Annotated in this window: 16 protein-coding genes, 1 tRNA gene and 1 riboswitch; of the genes, 1 reads left to right on the forward strand and 16 read right to left on the reverse strand. The window is 45.5% G+C overall.

Features of this window, described 5'->3' with window-relative positions:
- Positions 1 to 438: 438 nt before the first annotated feature.
- The 4 genes from BLR65_RS06205 to BLR65_RS06220 form a co-directional block, all read right to left on the reverse strand.
- A tRNA-Ser gene (locus BLR65_RS06205) sits at positions 439 to 528 on the reverse strand.
- A gap of 5 nt (positions 529 to 533) precedes the next feature.
- Positions 534 to 983, reverse strand: coding sequence for a tRNA adenosine(34) deaminase TadA (gene tadA, locus BLR65_RS06210; RefSeq protein WP_245692503.1), 450 nt, complete (start codon positions 981 to 983; stop codon positions 534 to 536).
- 241 nt (positions 984 to 1,224) lie between these two features.
- The gene (ribB, locus tag BLR65_RS06215; RefSeq protein WP_093793331.1) at positions 1,225 to 1,869 is read right to left on the reverse strand and encodes a 3,4-dihydroxy-2-butanone-4-phosphate synthase; all 645 of its coding nucleotides are present in this window, start codon (positions 1,867 to 1,869) and stop codon (positions 1,225 to 1,227) included.
- A 98-nt stretch (positions 1,870 to 1,967) separates the two neighbouring features.
- Positions 1,968 to 2,112: riboswitch (FMN riboswitch) on the reverse strand.
- A gap of 76 nt (positions 2,113 to 2,188) precedes the next feature.
- Complete coding sequence (locus tag BLR65_RS06220; RefSeq protein ID WP_093793332.1) at positions 2,189 to 2,890, reverse strand: epoxyqueuosine reductase; 702 nt, start codon at positions 2,888 to 2,890, stop codon at positions 2,189 to 2,191.
- Between the two features lie 131 nt (positions 2,891 to 3,021).
- Between BLR65_RS06220 and BLR65_RS06225 the strand changes: the two genes are divergently transcribed.
- On the forward strand, positions 3,022 to 3,918 hold the full coding sequence (locus BLR65_RS06225; RefSeq protein WP_093793333.1) for a LysR family transcriptional regulator: 897 nt from the start codon (positions 3,022 to 3,024) through the stop codon (positions 3,916 to 3,918).
- A 58-nt stretch (positions 3,919 to 3,976) separates the two neighbouring features.
- Here the strand turns inward: BLR65_RS06225 and BLR65_RS06230 are convergent, their stop codons facing one another.
- From BLR65_RS06230 to BLR65_RS06285, 12 genes are all read right to left on the reverse strand, one after another.
- Positions 3,977 to 5,224: a GGDEF domain-containing protein gene (locus tag BLR65_RS06230; RefSeq protein WP_093793334.1), complete on the reverse strand. Its 1,248-nt coding sequence runs from the start codon at positions 5,222 to 5,224 to the stop codon at positions 3,977 to 3,979.
- Positions 5,225 to 5,377: 153 nt separating this feature from the next.
- A complete protein-coding gene (locus BLR65_RS06235; RefSeq protein WP_093793335.1) occupies positions 5,378 to 6,382 on the reverse strand; it encodes a nucleoid-associated protein in 1,005 nt (334 codons plus the stop codon).
- 117 nt (positions 6,383 to 6,499) lie between these two features.
- Positions 6,500 to 7,144 carry a class I SAM-dependent methyltransferase gene (locus tag BLR65_RS06240; protein WP_245692505.1) on the reverse strand — a complete coding sequence of 215 codons (645 nt, stop codon included), beginning with the start codon at positions 7,142 to 7,144 and terminating at the stop codon, positions 6,500 to 6,502.
- Positions 7,145 to 7,203: 59 nt separating this feature from the next.
- The gene (locus BLR65_RS06245; protein WP_093793336.1) at positions 7,204 to 7,380 is read right to left on the reverse strand and encodes a uracil-DNA glycosylase; all 177 of its coding nucleotides are present in this window, start codon (positions 7,378 to 7,380) and stop codon (positions 7,204 to 7,206) included.
- 155 nt (positions 7,381 to 7,535) lie between these two features.
- Positions 7,536 to 8,720, reverse strand: a complete 1,185-nt coding sequence (locus BLR65_RS06250; protein WP_245692508.1) for an ABC transporter substrate-binding protein — start codon at positions 8,718 to 8,720, stop codon at positions 7,536 to 7,538.
- 146 nt (positions 8,721 to 8,866) lie between these two features.
- A complete protein-coding gene (gene hypD / locus BLR65_RS06255; RefSeq protein ID WP_093793337.1) occupies positions 8,867 to 11,242 on the reverse strand; it encodes a trans-4-hydroxy-L-proline dehydratase in 2,376 nt (791 codons plus the stop codon).
- A 4-nt stretch (positions 11,243 to 11,246) separates the two neighbouring features.
- Positions 11,247 to 12,149, reverse strand: a complete 903-nt coding sequence (locus BLR65_RS06260; RefSeq protein WP_093793338.1) for a trans-4-hydroxy-L-proline dehydratase activase — start codon at positions 12,147 to 12,149, stop codon at positions 11,247 to 11,249.
- Complete coding sequence (locus BLR65_RS06265) at positions 12,127 to 12,720, reverse strand: helix-turn-helix domain-containing protein (protein ID WP_093793339.1); 594 nt, start codon at positions 12,718 to 12,720, stop codon at positions 12,127 to 12,129. Before BLR65_RS06265 ends, BLR65_RS06260 begins: the two co-directional genes overlap by 23 nt.
- Before the next feature lie 348 nt (positions 12,721 to 13,068).
- Entirely contained in the window at positions 13,069 to 14,142 is a 1,074-nt protein-coding gene (locus BLR65_RS06270) for a M24 family metallopeptidase (protein WP_093793340.1), read from the reverse strand.
- A 21-nt stretch (positions 14,143 to 14,163) separates the two neighbouring features.
- Positions 14,164 to 15,276, reverse strand: a complete 1,113-nt coding sequence (locus BLR65_RS06275; protein ID WP_093793341.1) for an ABC transporter permease subunit — start codon at positions 15,274 to 15,276, stop codon at positions 14,164 to 14,166.
- The gene (locus tag BLR65_RS06280) at positions 15,273 to 16,316 is read right to left on the reverse strand and encodes an ABC transporter permease subunit (RefSeq protein WP_169717086.1); all 1,044 of its coding nucleotides are present in this window, start codon (positions 16,314 to 16,316) and stop codon (positions 15,273 to 15,275) included. The genes BLR65_RS06275 and BLR65_RS06280 overlap by 4 nt, the downstream gene beginning before the upstream one ends.
- Complete coding sequence (locus tag BLR65_RS06285; protein ID WP_093793343.1) at positions 16,316 to 17,917, reverse strand: sugar ABC transporter ATP-binding protein; 1,602 nt, start codon at positions 17,915 to 17,917, stop codon at positions 16,316 to 16,318. The genes BLR65_RS06280 and BLR65_RS06285 overlap by 1 nt, the downstream gene beginning before the upstream one ends.
- Positions 17,918 to 17,921 lie beyond the last annotated feature (4 nt).

The raw sequence follows: 17,921 nt of genomic DNA on the forward strand, positions 1-17,921 counted from the left end.
GTAAAAAGTATTATGGGGAGTGTTTTCATAAAAAAAGTCCTAGAAAAGGCATTTTCAGGCGATACTCCCCATAATCTAGGACTCCACATAATGCCGTTTATGTTGAGCTCCCCATAAGAGGCATACGCACGCCAGCCATTTATTAGCTAGTGGTGAAGACATTAGCTTTGTATCGCGGCGATTAGGCCATAGGATATCGCTATCACTTACAACACCTACTTCCACTTAATACCACAAGAAAAAAGAAAAGCCCTCGAAGAGTTCGAGAAGCGTCTTAAAAAATAATTTTGTTTTCCTGTATAAACCCCGTGTTTTTACGTGTGTAAAATATGTAAAAACTTTAATTTTACCTTGTTTTGGATACAACTTTGGATACAAGTTAACCATAATTAAGAAAATTAAAGCGGCTCTAGATATGCTTTAGAGCCGCGGTTTCTCTGGCGGAGAGGGTGGGATTCGAACCCACGGTCCCTTTGACAGGACACTTGATTTCGAGTCAAGCACCTTCGACCACTCGGACACCTCTCCGTGGTTTATTTTCTTCGAGATCGAAAAAAGTCTTTCATTAATGTGGTACATTCATCGGCACGTACACCGGCAGTCACTGCCAGACGATGATTAAGCGCCGGGTTCTGAACAATATTAAAGAGCGATTCGACTGCCCCTGCTTTATAATCCGGGCTGCCGTATACCAGCCTGTCAACACGGCTCATAACCAGCGCACCCGCGCACATGGGACACGGTTCTATCGTAACATAAAGTGTAGCTCCCGTCAACCGCCAGCGATTCAGCTTTTGGCAGGCTTCCCGAATGGCGATGACTTCCGCGTGCGCTGTGGAGTCGTGCCAGGTTTCGCGCCTATTATGGCCTCGGGCAACGACCTGGTTGTCCATGATCAGTACAGCCCCAATCGGGACTTCCCCCAATGCAAAGGCTTTTTGCGCCTCAGCCAGCGCCAGACCCATATAGTAGTTATCATCCATTCATCTCACCGTCACAAGGGCCTTAAAAGTTACTTTGATATTATATCCCGCCAACGAAAAAAAATCAACATTTTATCAGGCGGAGATTATTGGTAAAAGACATCTGCAAAACGAGAACCGGCTGACTATCCTATTGGAGCCGCCGCAACTGCTGTCGCGGCTGGAGTTGTTAAACCCGAAACAAAAGTAAAAATCCGCAGACAAAAGACCGTCTACGGATAATGTTCATGAATAACAACTGTTATAACCCAGTGTCACGCCGATAATTAATGATGTCTTCCACAGTCACTACCGGCATATGATTCTTACAGGCAAAATCCACGATTTCCGCAAGCCGGGCCATTGTCCCATCAGGATTTGTGAGTTCGCACAAAACCCCGTAAGGTTTCAAGCCAGCCAGTCGCATTAAATCCACATTGGCTTCCGTATGTCCCCCGCGCTCTAAAACACCGCCGGAACGCGCACGCAAAGGAAATACATGTCCGGGATAACAAAGATGCTCCGGACAAGCTCCATCCGCAGTGGCGGCTTTAACAGTAGTCACCCGGTCGGCAGCCGAAACACCGGTCGTAACTCCGCAGGCAGCCTCAATCGATACTGTAAATGCCGTCTGAAAATGACTGGTATTGTTCTCCACCATCATGGGCAACCCTAACATAGCCACTTTTTCTTCCGGTAAACACAAGCAGACAATCCCGCTTCCTTCGCGAATTAACATGGCCATTTGCTGTTCGGTCAACGATTCTGCCGCAAAGAAAATATCGCCTTCATTTTCTCGCTGCTCATCATCTGTCACCAAAACCCCTTGTCCCTTTCTAAGTGCGGCTAAAGCCTGTTCCACTCTTTCCCGCGAATTGCCAAACTGAGTGAGTAAATTCTGATTCAAAGTAGTCGCCTCCTCATAATAGTCGACTTACAAGAATCAGGGCGTTCGGATAGACAGCGATTGACAACAATGAGTCCAAGAAAGCTTCTGATCAACTGTATTATCCTCTCTCGTCCGGACTATACCGTCGGCTCTGGCATTTCACCAGATCTGCTGACCTCCTGTTAAAAGGAGCGCTCGCGGGCTTCCCGAATGTTCCGGGTTACCGCCGGTGGGGACTTGCACCCCGCCCTGAGAATAAGTCTAGTTATAGAATACTCCTTTACCTATTTTTGTCAAGTAAAATTTTGTAAAATGCCAAGAGCAACATTTTATAACCTTATCCTGCTTCGACCTTTATTCCTCTATATTGCGGGCAAATTTTCCGGCATAGATTGCAGGTATAGACTCCACCGCCGCCTTCGCTATACTTTGCGGAAACCGCACGGCATTGGCGCTGCTCAATAGTGATACCGTCCAGCGCCTTGGCCGGACAAGCCTCAAGACAAATGTTACAATTTGGCAAGCATGCCTGATAGTCGGCGACCTGGTCAGGCTCCAGGTCGGCGTCGGCAAGAACCGCTCCCAGCCACAGCATGTTACCCAACTGGTCATTGATTAACAGCGTATTTTTTCCCATTTTCCCCAGTCCGGCCCGCACGGCAGCATGTTTTAGCGATACTATGCCTTGTCCGTGCCGCCTGCTTTCATCCCAGAACTCATAAGGCTCTGATGAGGGCACGGGAACGGCACAACAGCCAAGTTGCTCCAGCTCTGAAGATATTTGAAAAGTGAGAGTATCAATTTTTCCGCATAATTGATTGCGAACAAAAGTGTAGGCCGCCGGGGACGAACTTGAAAGGGTACTTAACGGAAAACGCAAAGCAACTACAATAATACTTTTGCACTCCTTCAGAACATCAGTTGGCTGAAAGCCTTGCGGCGCATCTTCAAAGCGTGCCGCAGGCGCGATTCCACATAAATCGGCCCCCAGTTCCCGTACCCGCCGTTTTATTTCCATGGCATTAACAGCATTAATCATTCTTCTCCCCCTACCCTATCCATATTTTTCTGGACCTCTGTCAAAAATTATATTATCATAGGATTATTAATAGGTAAAATTGATAATAACGATGATATCTTTCACCAAATTCGATGGATTAGAGGGAAATTATGGAACTCCGTCAATTAAAAACCTTTGCCACAACTGCACAATTTCTCAACTTCACCAAGGCCGCCCATCATCTTGGCTATGCGCAGTCTACCGTAACCAGCCAGATCCAGGGACTTGAAAGCGAATTGGGGACCATGCTGTTTGAACGGTTAGGCAAACAAATAAAGCTAACTAAAGATGGTGAGAATTTAGCTATCTACGCCACACAAATTCTTAAACTGGCCGCTGAAGCCAAAGACGTAATCTCCAGTTCCCTTACTCCCAAAGGAACCCTTACCATCGGCACAGCGGAGTCCCTTTGTACCTACCGCCTGCCTGACGTGTTTAAAGCCTTCCGTTCCCAATATCCAAACGTTGAACTCAACATTCGGTTTGATATCTGCAACGATTATCGCACCCATCTCCGGAAAAATACTGTCGATATTGTTTTTTTCCTTGATGTTCCCTGCAATGAGGCCGACCTCATTACTCATATCCTCAATGATGAACCAATGGCCGTTATTGCAGCACCCAACCATCCTTTGTCGCAAAAACAGTTCATTATGCCCGCAGACTTGAGCGGCCAGGCCCTTATACTCACCGAAACAGGCTGCAGCTATCGCCGGCTTTTCGAAAGCATTCTTACCCAAGCCGGTGTCAAACCGTCATCAGTGTTAGGCGTAAGCAGTAATGAGGTGATCAAAAAATTTGTCAGCGACGGCTGGGGAATCGGCTTTCTGCCTCATATTACAATCAGCAATGAACTGGCCGGCGGTCAATTAGCGGCATTGCCCTGGGGCGGCCCGCCTTTCGTAATTAAGGCGCAATTGATCTATCATAAGGAAAAGTGGCTTTCACCCGCTTTACGGGCTTTCATTGACATAGCTGTTAAAACATTGCAGCATGCCGCAATATAAAAGGGTCTGTGGAAACATAGCGTTGTTTCCCACAGGCCCTTTTTACCATCTTCGAACTTTATTTACTGACACAGTTCCGTCCTTTCTTCTTCGCACGATAGAGCGCTGTGTCGGCAGCTTTGATAACCTCATCGGTTTGCTTATTTTTCTCGCTGCGTTCGGCTACCCCCACGCTAATTGTGACAAAGAGCTTTTTACCGCCTGACGTTTTCTTAGTTCTTCCCCCGTTTTTTCCGCGATAGGCGTAGGGTGTTTGTTCCACGGCCTGCCGTAACTGTTCCAGGCAGGGAATGGCCTCTTCCATTGCAGTGTGGGGAAATAATACGGTAAACTCCTCCCCGCCATAACGAAACGCCTTGCCGCCTCCCGTCACGGTTTTAAGCACAGATGCCACCAGGCGCAGCACCTCATCACCGGTGTCATGTCCATAGGTATCGTTAAACTTTTTGAAAAAGTCAATATCAATCATTGCAATCGTATAATCGCCGCTTAATTTCATTAAATCTTCTTTAAGCGCACGCCGGGCGGGCAAACCTGTCAATTCATCCAGATAGGCCATAGAATAGGAATCCTGCATGACTGCTATGATGAGCATAATCCCGCCGGTCCCCAGAAAAAGCGGCACAGCAGTTAGCTGCGGCTTCAGATAGAAGGCAAACAGAGATGCGAGTAATAAGACGGGTATGGCGTTTTCAAGGTGTGGCTGATTGCTTTTTCGCCGTCTTGCCAATAACAGGCCGGTAATTCCATAGAACAAAACAGCCTGTACGGAGAATGCCGTGCCGGCTGCCCCATTTTCATTATAAAAAAAAGCAAGCAATGAATAGTCGTTGGCTGCAATCGCAAGCGCAAGATAAAACATTTGACCGGCAATAATACTAAAACGGCCTATACCCCAGACGGTAAAAATGCCGCGTTCCTTGAGACGCGAAAAAATAAATAAATTGACCGGAAACAACGTACAAATAACGGGGTATAGAGTTTCAGAAAAGGCCGGAACACCAAAGATAGCGCCTGCCGCTTCACTTAATGCAAACTGGGAACAGGCCAGTATCACCATAATAAAAAAGACCCGGCTGCGGTTAAACCACCAGCTCAATATCATGCCTAAGCCATAGACAGCAAAGGATAAGTACCCGATTATTACGGCAGTTATCGAAAGAGTTGTCGGCAACTGCGTATAGGCCAACCCCGCTGCCAGCAATACCCCAAACGGAATGGTTGTCATGTAGGATTTAAACTGAGACATTAGTTCGGTCAATGTCCTTTCGTCGGTTTGTGAGCGATGATTTTTTCTTTTTCTCATGATTGTAAGGAAAAAGGCTCCTATCCGTCAGGCCAGCCTTCTCGCAAGATATCCCTCCGTATATACTACCAATTATTGTTCATCCGCGTGTTCCCCGAACAGCTTGCTCTATATCAACTTCGGCTATAAGCCTTGAGGCTTAACCTGCATACCTTATTTATTAACAATGCTGCCGATGTTTTTTAGTTGTATGGACAACGTACCATCCTGATTATTAATAAACTCAATATAATCTTTATTTTGGAAGTAATCTACCGGAAATGTAATTTCAATGCCGGTATCGGTTTTGATTTTATGGCTTTTTCCTGTTTTAATAGCTAATGCCTTATCAATTTTTACCGTTTCCGGTATACCGGCTTTTTGTACTTCCTGGATATATTCCTGCTGCATGATTGGCGAAGCTTGAAACACCGCCTTGCCCAATTCGACCGGATCGAGGTATTCTGACACTTCCGTGTTATCAACAATAAAGCTTTTGCTTTTGGAAACAGCTTCTAGCGCACTTTTTCCGTGATTTTCGGCTACTGTACGGGTTATGGAATTAACTAACTCAAGGGTACTCTTGGGAGAAATGACAGAGCTGCATTCCAGAATATGCTCGGCGATCATATAGGTTTCCTGCCCATTCACCGACCGTTTTTTATCAATAAACTTAATGGCCAGCGAGACCGCATCGATGAAGGCATATTCATCAATTTTTTGCGAAACGCCGGGCAGAATGGCATAGTGGTTAATAATATCATTTTTAATCTTCTCATTTTCCTGCACCACTTGATGAATAAAGCCCACCCGGTTGGCACATTTTAAGATGCCAATCACCCGCTCACCGTCAACCGTAAAGTCGCATACCACCACATCGGTAGGGTCTAAGGCATCAGATTGCGAAATGGCTGTATACATTGCTTCCGCCACATAGACCGAAAAACTGATGAAATCCAGTGTTCCCGCAAGGTACTCTTCGATCTGGCTTTTAAATTTGCTGTGAGGATAGAATGCGCCTGTTTTGGCATTTTGGCCGCTATAAGACTTCTCAATATGTTTGGTTAAAAAAGTTATAACACTGTTGCTTTCTCTGTCAAGTTCCTGCTCGGAAAAAACCGTAACGCCGGAATTAAAGTCCAGTATATGTAAGATCGCTCTATTGATTGTTATTACCATGGGTTGATCCTCTTCTCTTTTGATTGGTATTGTAATTGTATTTCGGTTTCCAAAACAAAATCAGTGAGGCAGGTTTACAGCCTTACCCCACTAATTAAAATTCGACAAAAAACTGTTTTATACCTTTCTTGCCGCCAGAGCGATCCAGTCGCTATCTTTGGTATAGGGTTCCCCTGTCAAGCCCTCCCGCATCCTCAGCTTACGGGTGGAAACATCAAAAATAAATAATCCGTTATCCTTCAAAGCTTTATGAATGATGCGCAATAACCGGTTCCTCGCCTGATCGAAAAAAGTGCACAATTCTCCGTAGACCTGCAACACCCGGTCATACTCACGATCATACGCCAGATCAAAGAAATTGCCGCAAATATAAGTAGATGACAACTCCTGTTCCCGGGCTGTCTGCCGGGCATAGGCAATTGACCTGTCCGATATATCGATACCGGTCATCTTCATACCCTGGCGGCACAGCCGGTTGCTGTATAAACCGGGACCACAGCCCAGATCAAGCACGCAGCCGCCTGCTTGCAACAGCGAAGGCCGGATAAGATGAACCACCGTCCGCTCGATGGTCTCCCGGCGTCGGCTGGCACCGTCGGCATCGCAGGCTAAATGAGCGGCAAGCATGCTCTGGGAAATGTGCGGATCATCCCAAAACAAAGGTTCTCCCTGTTCAAATTTCTCAGGCTTCCGGCCAGCGCAAACCAGTTGATCAAACCAAACTCCGGCGCAGTCATTGTTTTTCATGATATCAATCCCCACTTTCCAGCTTCCTTTGTCGTTTCTAAAAATCTTTATTTGCCTACTCAGAGCATTGGTTTTTATTCCCGCTTCTGCCTCTCGGCAAAAGCCAGGCAATCCCGGCCGGAGGATTCCCGCACAACTGCCGATGGGATTTTATACGTCTTAAAACCCATAGCTCTGCAGCCATAAGGAAAGACCTTATCCCAGGTAACATAGTAATGTTCGCATTTTATACATTTGGGTGAATCTTTCATGTTAGCCCCTTAATCATGAATTGTTCCCTATTTAAATTTTACCAAAAATACCTTTTCCCGAAAAGGCAGCGTGCGGCAGACATAACAAAGAGATCTGTAAGCCACCGCCTACAGATCCCTTTATTATCGCTATTTCATTGCCAGCTGTCTGTTATTTAAGGATTTATTCTTTCTTTAAACGTTTGCTTGCCGTTTACATATTCAAGAATGACAACACTTTTGACGGCGTTATGGTTTTCGTCAATCGACAGCTTGCCGGTGGCAAGCTCAATGTCTTTAGTCGCGGCAAGAGCCTGGCGGATTTTCTCCGGGTCCGTACTGTTGGCCCGCTTGATGGCGTCAACAAGGATATAGGCGGCATCATAAGCAAGCACAGCGGTTGAATCCGGCAATATGCCATAAGCCTTTTGGTATGCCTCTACAAAGGACTTGCATCTGGGGCTGGTGTCCTCAACCGTAAAGCTATTTGTAATGTAGGTATGATTTAACGCTTCCGGACCGGCCAGTTCAATCAGTTTAGGTGAATCCCAGCCGTCTCCGCCCAGGAATGGTGCGGTAATACCGAGTTCGCGGGCTTGTTTAATCAGTTTGCCCACTTCTTCATAATAGGCCGGTAGGTAAACCATATCAGGATTGGCTGCTTTTACCTTAGTCAAAATGCTTTTAAAATCTTGGTCTTTTTGCAAAAATGCTTCTTTAGCAATAATGGCGCCGCCGCCTTGGGTAAATGACTCTTCAAACACTTGCGTCAGGCCTTTGCTGTAGTCGGCACTTGAGTCGGTCAAAATAACAACGTTCTTCGCCTTCAGTGTGTTCAGGGCAAAGTTTGCGGCTACCTTCCCTTGGAGGGGATCGATAAAACAGGCGCGAAACACCCAATCCTTGGCCTTGCCTGTGCTTTCATTAAGAGTAACTCTGGGGTTGGTCGTAGAAGCAGCCACTAACGGAATCTTATTGGCTTCCGCTACGGCACCGCCGGCAATACCACAGGAGCTGACACTAAAGCCGGTAACGGCAACAACCTTATCCTGAGTAATCAGTTTTGTCATGGCATTGGCCGCCTCCGACGGCTCGCCTTTATTATCGGCTACAACCAGTTCAATCTGCTTGCCAAGCACACCGCCGTTAGCGTTAATTTCCTTAAAGGCTAATTCGGCTCCATTCATGGAAGTCTTACCATAAGAAGCCGTGTTCCCTGTCAATTCATAAACCACACCGATCTTAAGCTTCTGGCTCGCATTGGAGTTGCTGCTGGTACTGCTGCCGCCACAGCCGGCAAGTAAAATACTCAGCATAAGGACAGCAACAAAAACGCTTACTGTTTTTACATATTTACGCAATTCCCTTCCCCCCCATAATAGTAAATTTGTATTTTGCAACTAGATTCTATTACATTATGGGTTAAATAACAAGCATAAACATGCATGTTTTACAATGTATGTCTGTATACATTAGACTATCGTAAATGTCCATTGTAAAAATACACCTAGAAAACCGTTTGTTCCGTCCTCGCAATAATTTCATCCTGAAGCTCTTTGGACAAATTATGGAAATGGTCGCTATAGCCGGCGACCCGTACAATTAAATCTTTATAATCCTCAGGATGCTGTTGTGCTTGCAGCAGCGTTTTCTTTTCAATAACATTAAATTGAATGTGATGACCATCCAAACTGAAATACGTCCGAATTAAAGCCGCCATATTTTCCAGGCCCTGTTCACCGGCTACGACTGACGGCGTGAACTTCTGATTCAACAGCGTTCCCCCGGTACGTAGGTGGTCCATTTTAGCGGCCGATTTTACAACCGCTGTCGGTCCTTTCCGGTCAGCTCCCTTCTCCGGGGAAATGCCTTCCGATACCGGTTTTTCCGCCAGTCTACCGTTGGCACTGGCTCCCATCACCGAACCAAAGTACACATGGCAGGTAGTCGGCAGCATATCAATGCGGTATTGGCCGCCTTTCATGGTTTTTCTCCCCGTAACTTCATCATGGAAAGCCTCAAAGGCGTCAACCATAAGGCGGTCGGCATACTCATCGTCATTGCCATATTTGGGAGTTTTGTTTCTCACCAGATTGGCGATCTGTTCATGTCCGTCAAAGTTATCGTCAAGGGCTTGTAACAGCGCGGCCATAGTAAATTTTTTATGGTCATAGACATTATATTTAACGGCGGCAAGGCAGTCAGTCAGCGTGCCAATGCCCACACCCTGAATATAATTGGTGTTGTATCTTGCGCCACCGGCATTGTAATCCATACCTTTTTTAATGCAGTCATTGGTTACCACCGACAAAAAGGGGACTGGCATTTGCGTGGCATAGATCTTCTCGATGACGTTATTCCCTTGCACTTTAACATTAACAAAATAATGAAGCTGTTCTCTAAATGCTGCAAATAACTCCTCATAGGTTGCAAACTGAGTGGCGTCACCGGTTTTCAAACCCAATTGCCTGCCGGTATTTTTATCAAAGCCGTTACCAAGCGTAAGTTCGAAAATCTTCGGCAGATTTAAATAACCGGTCAGAATATAAGCTTCATTGCCAAAGGCGCCTGTCTCTACACAGCCGCTGGCGCCGCCTTCACGCGCGTCGGTGATATCCTTACCAGCTCTTAATAATTCCTGAATAATGGCATCCGTATTATAAAACGCCGGCTGCCCCCACCCTTTACGGGAAATTTCGCAGGCCTTCTTCACGAAGAAATGGGGCGTTTTCTTGCTGATTTGCACATTGGAACTTGGCTGAAGCAGCTTTAACTCATCCATTGTTTCTAAAATGAGATAAGAAACATCATTGACTCCATCCGACCCGTCAGGTTTAACCCCGCCGGTGTTGATATTGGCAAAATCGGTATATGTGCCGCTCTCCTTCAGGGTAATACCTACTTTGGGAGGCGCGGGCTGGTTGTTAAACTTAATCCATAGGCACTGCAGCAATTCTTTCGCCTTGTCGCGGGTAAGCGTACCGTCCTCAATCCCTTGCTGATAGAACGGGTACAGATGCTGGTCCAGCCGTCCGGGGCTCAAAGAATCCCAGGGATTGATTTCACTGGTTACACCAATATGGATAAACCAGTACATCTGAATGGCCTGGGCAAAAGTCTCCGGTTTGTGTGCCGGCACAACCTCACAGTTAGCGGCAATGCCAAGCAGGTCCTGTTTTCTGACGGGATCCGGCTGCTGTCCAGCCAATTTTCTGGCATACTCGGCATACCGCCGGCCATAGGCAATAATGGCATCACAGCAAATTTGCATCGCTGTCAATTGGGTCTTTTTCTCGTAGGCCTGTGGATCACTCAAAAAATTCAAAGCAGCAATCGCTTGTTCAATGTCAGCCTTAAAATCAAGAAACCCCTTCTTATAGAATTTTCCGCCTGCCACCGTATGGCCAGGGCCTCTTTGCTCCATAAATTCGGTAAAGATGCCGCTTTCATAACAAGCCAGCCACTCCGGCGTCATTCGGTCCAAAATCAGTTTACGGATCGACCGGTTTTGCCAATAGGGTATAATTTTTTCCGCTTGAATTTTTTTGTCATTGTCGCTTACTTTAAAATAAATTTTGTCACGACGGTCCATGACATCCAAATCTTCCATTGTATGGCAGCATAATTCAGGAAAACTTGGCGAGTATTGCGGCAATTCGCCTTTTTCGCCGACAATGAGTTCCCCTTCATCAATACACAGCGTTTTGTTCTCCATAAGATGCTTAAAGGTCAACGCCCGTAAAATGGGCGTTTCTACTGTACCGGCATATTTTTGATAAGCCTCCGTAACCAGCACCGCTCTTTCCATCGATAAGTGCGGCTCGGCTGTCACACTTTGTTTTCTTAGTTTTTTAATCCTTTCATTCATTCCTCTTGCTTCCATACTGCTACCCCCCTATTTTCACATTAAAATTAGCCTTTTCAAACATCGTTTTGATTTCGTTCATGCGCTGCTCTAACGGCGGCAGCATCTGCCCCTCGTCATACCTCATGCCCAGCTTCGCATATTTTCCCTTGCCAATATCGTGATAGGGCAAAAGGTTCACGGCCTCCAAATGAATAGTTTTAACAAAATCAATCATGTCCCGGATATTGCGGTCATCGGCATTAACCCCTTCAATCAAGGGTACCCGCAGATTAATCCGGGCGTTGTTTTGCGCAAGTTTCTGCAAATTATCCAGAATGACGGCATTATCCTTGCCTGTATACCGCAGGTGCAAGCCAGTATCCATGATTTTAAGGTCATACAGAAACAGATCCACATGATCCATAATTTTTTCGAAACTGCTAAAAGGCGCATACCCGCACGTGTCAACGGCAACCGAAATTCCCCTGTTCTTACAGGCCTGGGCAAGCTCTGCCACAAAATCGATCTGGCTCATCACTTCCCCGCCTGACAACGTAACCCCGCCGCGAGACTGATCATAGAACGGCCGGTCTTTTTCAATTTCAGCCAATAACTGGCTGACCGTGTACTCCGTGCCGGCAATCTCCCGCGCATTGTTGATGCAGGCGTCAATACACGCTTCACATAACACACACTGTTCACAGTCGGTAGTAACACCCCGGCGTCCAACATGAACGGCCTGTTGCGGACACGCTCTTGCGCACAGGCCGCAGCCAGTGCACTTTTCCTGTGTCCATAAGATTTGTTTGGCAAAAGCCTGGCTTTCGGGATTATGGCACCATAAGCAATGCAGCGGGCAGCCTTTAAAAAACAGTGTGGTCCGGATCCCCGGCCCGTCATGCACACAAAATTTCTGGATATTAAATATCAGTGCGGTCTTCACCGTTATCCCCTCGGTTCTGAAACGGATTCGGAACACTTGTTACAATTAAGCGAACCATCTTGTTGGTATAGTTAGCCCAGTTGTGGGTCTGCGAAGAACTGTAATGGGCTGAGTCACCGGGAAACAGCTCAAATTGTTCATTATTGAGAAAAAGTGTTAATGTGCCTTCCAACACATAAACGAACTCTTCCCCTTCATGAGCGTACGGGGAAATATCCTCATCACTGTTAATGGGCAACAGTTCAATCAATCTCGGCAACATCGCCTTATCCCCTGAATTATCTGTCAGGTGGTAATGGATAAAGCGTCCGCTAATAATCTGAAACACTTCTTTTTCATAACTACGAATAATCGAGTTCCGGTTTTTCGTACACCCCGCGAAAAAAAAGGACGAATCGACATCTAATGTCTCAGCGACTTTTTCCAGAGAATCGGTCGCAATTGACGTTAAGCCTCTTTCCAATTGTGATAAAAAGCCAGTTGATAAACCGGTTTTTTCGCTTAAATCCTTTAGCGTCATTTTTTTCCTGGTTCTTAAGTTTTTAACTTTGCTGCCAATATCTTTGTTCACAAAAATCCCTCATGTCTCATCATATTATTAAATATTAATTTAATAATAATCTATATACCCTAAAAAATCCAGTATTATTTTCACCATCATGAACATTTTTTCATTTTTATAAATTTATAGGTATGTCGTAATTAAAAGGCCTATCAGCACTCCGGCTAATAGGCCTACTAGTGGTCTGTAAACTCTAAGGCTATAGGATGAATTACGAGAGGTTTTTCGTCCTGCGAGGCGGAGGAGGTGCGCATATCGGAAATATGTAAGCCGACGACAACAAAGCAGGGCGGAAAAGAGCTCGTAAGAACACTATAGAATTAGGGTTTACAGACCACGAGGTATAGCAAATTCAGTTTAACCTACAATCGTAAGATTTTTCTCGAAACTGTTTAATATTTCACATCCATGTTCTGTCACCAGCACCAAGTCTTCAACCCGCACTCCGACTTCTCCCGGCAAATAGATCCCCGGTTCAATGGAAAATGTCATCCCCGGTTCAACTTGAGCGGTATTCACCGAAGAAACATCACCAAATTCATGTACCTCAAGACCAATAGAGTGCCCTGTACGATGGGTAAAATACTTACCGTAACCAGCAGCTTCAATATGATTTCTGGCCGCGGCATCAATATCACAAAATCTGACACCAGGTTTTACCATATCAATCGCTCGTTTATTAGCCTCAAAAACTATATCATATATTTTTTTTGCAAAATCAGGCGCATATTTATAAAAGACCGTCCGGGTCATATCCGCGCAATAGCCATTCATTTTGCAGCCGATATCAAGGATAACACTTTCACCTTCCTGCAGCATGGAAGCATCCGGTTCATGGTGGGGATCTGTCGCATTGGCACCATAGGCAATAATCGGGGCAAACGAGCAGCCAACTCCTAACTCGTCATAAATAACGGTCAATCGCTGAGCAAGCCTTTGTTCAGAATAGCCACCCGGTATAAGCCGCACCAGTTGTCCCATCGCCACATCATTAACCCGTGAAGCATCCCGCATCAAAGCTCTCTCCTGCCCATCTTTACACATCCTGACCTGATCTAAAATGACTGAGCCGTTTACAAACCGACTGCCGCCAGCTTGCTCCATCAGCCTTAATAAAAAGTGAGCCGGCCAGTTTTTATCAATGCCAACAGGACTTTCCTTATTAATATACTGAGAAAGTATAGCCACCGCATCCTGTGTATCATTGAACCAAACTTTATCTACGCCCAGATCGTCATATACCGGAAAGAGCTCATTAATAAATAGTTTGTGATTTCCTTTTACAGAAAGGTATAACACCAGCATCCGTTCTCCCGGCTGAATCCATTTCCCTGTCAGATAAAAGATAGCGGCCGGATCGGCAATCACCAATTGAGGAATACCTCTCTCAGCCAGTACTTCTAAGATTTTATTCACTCGTTCCTGCTTCATAGCTACTGTCCTCCTATTCACTTATTCCTGCATAGTCTTCCTTTTATTTTCCATATATTTATGCCAGGCATGTAGCAGCAAGGAAATACCGATAATGCCATAGGCAATAAAAACCCGGAAAAATTCGCCGATCTGCGCATCGCCAAACAAATTGTTGCCAGCCTGAGGAGACACAATAAACAACGTATGAAAGAGCAGCGTCCCGATGACAGCATCAGTAATTGTTGCTTTTGCAACAGTGGCGCCACCAATTAACAACGCGGCAATAGCGAACATGCCTACTTGCTCATGACTGTTATAGGTATTTAAGGTACCGATATTCTGTAAAAATATGATCTGCCCCCATGCTGCCAAAACTGTGGAAATCACTATGGCAATCAGGCGGACTTTATCTGTTGGAATTCCTGCGACTTCTGCGATGTGCAAGCCCTGACCCAATGCTCTAAATTCTTGTCCTATTTTTGTCGTGACAATAAACCGGGTAAACCAGCATACGGCAATGACGGTTACAAAAGTCATTACCGGTATGGTAATGCCGCTTATTTTAAAATAAATCAATTTATCCAAAGAATACTGGATAAACTTGAGGTCAATCGCGTTCTTGAGTCCCACCCCGCCTTTCAAAACGATTTCCGGGTTATAAACCGGGATGAGCGTGCCAATAAACAGCAGAAACACCAGCTGCCAAAGACCGTTAGAAAAAAAACCCAGTATCATGCTGGTAATCATTTCACGCCCTTTTGTCTTGTTTAAGGTAACACCAGTCAGATAACCAAACAAAACTGCAAAAGGCGTAGCTACCAATACCGCTGTGGCAAACCCCGCTAGTCCGCCAACGTCCCAGATTTTTACCGCAATCAAGCCAATTTGGCCGGCCATCGCACCGATAACCAAAGCAAAGTTAAGTCCCATACCTGCAAGTACCGGAATAATTAGGGAGATAACTAAAAACAGATTTCTTGACAAGCGAACTACCAATTCATTAATAACAAATTGCAATGATAATTGTGACGCAATCGTTGTGGCAATACACAGCGCCAGGAAAATCAGCGGCACAGTATTGGCCCTGAGAAAATTTTTCAACCAGTCAAGCGAAAATACTTGTTTAACGTTAGTGACTAATCCAGTATTCATGAGTGATTACCTCCCACTTTTGTCAAAGCGTAGAGGATAACTCCGTTGCTGACAATGATGCGGGTTACCTCGGACAGATTTCCTACATTTACCGCTGAATTTATAACCGGCAGGGATATGGTCAAAAGTGTCTGAAACAGGATTGTACCGGCAACAACATGGGAAATAGTTGCTTTTTTATCTGACGCTCCACCGATTAAGATGGCTGCCGTCGCTGCAAACGGCATCATCAGCGGCGCTTGGTATAGCTGCAAAAAGCCAAAGCTTTGGGCATATACCAGCATGCCGATTCCACCGAGTATTGTAGAGATTACCGTTCCAAGCATCCTCTGCCGGTCGACATCGATCCCCGAGGCCACGGCAAAATTAGGATTATCGCCTGCTGCCATCATGGCAATACCGGTCTTTGATCTCATAAACAACCACATGAGCAGACAGAAAACAGCAAAAAACAGGATCGCACCAGTTGGAATCTTCGAGCCAAAAAACGGAATAGCCAGCAAATCATCCAATACTTTAGCATATCTGCCGCTGAGAGCAATGGTAGTCCTCAAACCATGGCCGCCAATTGCCCAGATCATCTCCGGACTTTTAAACGGAATAAGCAGCCAGCCAATAGACATAAGCGATACCATCGCAAAGCCCATATAGGTGCCTACCGTCATTTCATCACCTTTTACCTTATTCAGTATCCAGCCATAGCCATAGCCCATAACCGCCGAAAGCGGAATCGATATAACGACAGCCCAGATAAACGCCGCCATCCCGCGCATGTCCATCTCAATGCTGATACAGCCAGCCAGCAGTCCGGTAATAATACCTAAAGACAAGCCAAAGTTTAGTCCTGTCCCCGACATAATACTTGGCACCATGGCCAATACCAGGATACCGTTCATCGCTGTTCTTACCAGCGAATCGCCAAGCATAGCCGCCACATTCTGTTTTTGCAGAAACGCTGCAATAACCAGAATTACTAAGAAAATTGAAATACAAACTTTAGGATAGCCATATTTATCAGTCATCTTTTGCCAAAGTACCATTATACAGTCTCCTCTCGGTCACTGTATTTACCGGCCATGGCTAAACCGTAATCAACATCGGGTGCCGTCGGACTCAATATAGTTTCAATTTTTCCGCCATAAACAACTGCAATCCGATCACAGATTGATCTGAGTTCACCAAGTTCGCTGGAAGTAACGACAATCGTCATCCCCCACTCCCGGTTCAATTTGACCAGTAAATCCAGCAATAACTTTTTGGCACCAATATCAATCCCTCTTGTTGGCTCAGAAACAAATAAAATATTGGGTTCCAGTGTCAAGGCCCGTGCTACGCATACCTTTTGTTGATTTCCGCCACTAAGCCTTCTAGTGATTTGCGTCGGATCGGTGCAGCGAATATCCAGCTCCTTAATCATCTTGAGAGCATGTTCGCGAATTTTTTTGTTATCGGCCATCTGAATGGCTTTAATTCCTAAGAATGCTTTAAGAAACTTCCCCTGAATCTGCATGCTTGTCATCATAATATTTAATTCAATCGAAGTATCCAAAAGTAAGCCTACGCCTCTTCTATCTTCCGAAACAAAAGCAAGTTTGTTTTGAATGGCTTTTTTAGGATTGTTGAGTTCCAGTCGACTTTCCCCCTTGAAAACTTCCCCGGTGGCAGGATACAACCCCATCACGCCGTTAGCCACGCCAATCTTGCCCTGCCCGGCCAATCCGGCCAGTCCTAAAACTTCACCCTTTTTCACATCCAAATCTATGTTTTTTACCATTTCCCCCGGCATAGTCACACTCAGATTTCTAATAGAAAGGGCTACTTCCTGACTTTGTACGTCCTTGGCGGTTGGCACTAGCCTTTCAACATTTTTACCAATCATCATTTCCGCGATATTTTCGAGATTTGCCTCTTCATGGGTCATACAGCCAACATTTGTCCCATCACGCAAAACGGTAATGGCATCAGCAACCGCTAAAACTTCATCCAAGCGGTGGGTTATAAAGAGAATGGCTATACCTTGGGCGGCGAGTATTTTCATTGTCTCAAGCAACTTGTCAGCTTCACTTTCAGCAAGCACGGCTGTCGGTTCGTCAAACACCAGCAATCTGATATTCTCTTTGTCTATTTCTCTGGCGATTTCAACAAATTGCATATACCCTACCGGCAGCCCGGCGATTGGCAGCCAGTCATCCACGTTCATCCCTAATGTCTTGAGTGCCTTCTGCGCATCTTTTCGCATCGAAAGTATGTCCAAAGATTTGAGACTGTTTCCCAAGACTTTGCTAACCGGATTATGCTTGGTCGTTTCCCTGTTTAATTTGATATTCTCCGTAATAGTAAATCCAGGCAGCAACATAAATTCTTGATGCACCATGCCAATTCCTAAGTTCATCGCCGTTTTGGGAGATTCGATTGTCACCGGTTTTCCCTCCAAAACGACCTCGCCTTTAATCCCGCCAGTACTATAGATAACAGGCATGCCAAACAGAATATTCATCAGTGTGGATTTTCCTGCCCCATTTTCCCCTACCAGCGCATGAATTTCGCCTGCTCTTACCTTGATTGTTACCCCTTTCAACACCTTATTGCCAAAATAGTCTTTGACAATATTATTCATCTCAAGCAAATACTCTGCAGCCATTTGT

This window comes from Sporomusa acidovorans (genome assembly GCF_900101845.1).
GTDB classification, from domain to species: Bacteria; Bacillota; Negativicutes; order Sporomusales; family Sporomusaceae; genus Sporomusa; species Sporomusa acidovorans.

Excerpts from the sequence above, each read along its gene's own strand:
- tadA (WP_245692503.1), bottom strand. The coding sequence starts at position 983 with ATGGATGATAACTACTATATGGGTCTGGCGCTGGCTGAGGCGCAAAAA.
- BLR65_RS06220 (WP_093793332.1), bottom strand. The coding sequence starts at position 2,890 with ATGATTAATGCTGTTAATGCCATGGAAATAAAACGGCGGGTACGGGAA.
- BLR65_RS06225 (WP_093793333.1), top strand. The coding sequence starts at position 3,022 with ATGGAACTCCGTCAATTAAAAACCTTTGCCACAACTGCACAATTTCTC.
- BLR65_RS06230 (WP_093793334.1), bottom strand. The coding sequence starts at position 5,224 with ATGAGAAAAAGAAAAAATCATCGCTCACAAACCGACGAAAGGACATTG.
- BLR65_RS06235 (WP_093793335.1), bottom strand. The coding sequence starts at position 6,382 with ATGGTAATAACAATCAATAGAGCGATCTTACATATACTGGACTTTAAT.
- BLR65_RS06245 (WP_093793336.1), bottom strand. The coding sequence starts at position 7,380 with ATGAAAGATTCACCCAAATGTATAAAATGCGAACATTACTATGTTACC.
- hypD (WP_093793337.1), bottom strand. The coding sequence starts at position 11,242 with ATGGAAGCAAGAGGAATGAATGAAAGGATTAAAAAACTAAGAAAACAA.
- BLR65_RS06270 (WP_093793340.1), bottom strand. The coding sequence starts at position 14,142 with ATGAAGCAGGAACGAGTGAATAAAATCTTAGAAGTACTGGCTGAGAGA.
- BLR65_RS06275 (WP_093793341.1), bottom strand. The coding sequence starts at position 15,276 with ATGAATACTGGATTAGTCACTAACGTTAAACAAGTATTTTCGCTTGAC.
- BLR65_RS06280 (WP_169717086.1), bottom strand. The coding sequence starts at position 16,316 with ATGGTACTTTGGCAAAAGATGACTGATAAATATGGCTATCCTAAAGTT.
- BLR65_RS06285 (WP_093793343.1), bottom strand. The coding sequence starts at position 17,917 with ATGGCTGCAGAGTATTTGCTTGAGATGAATAATATTGTCAAAGACTAT.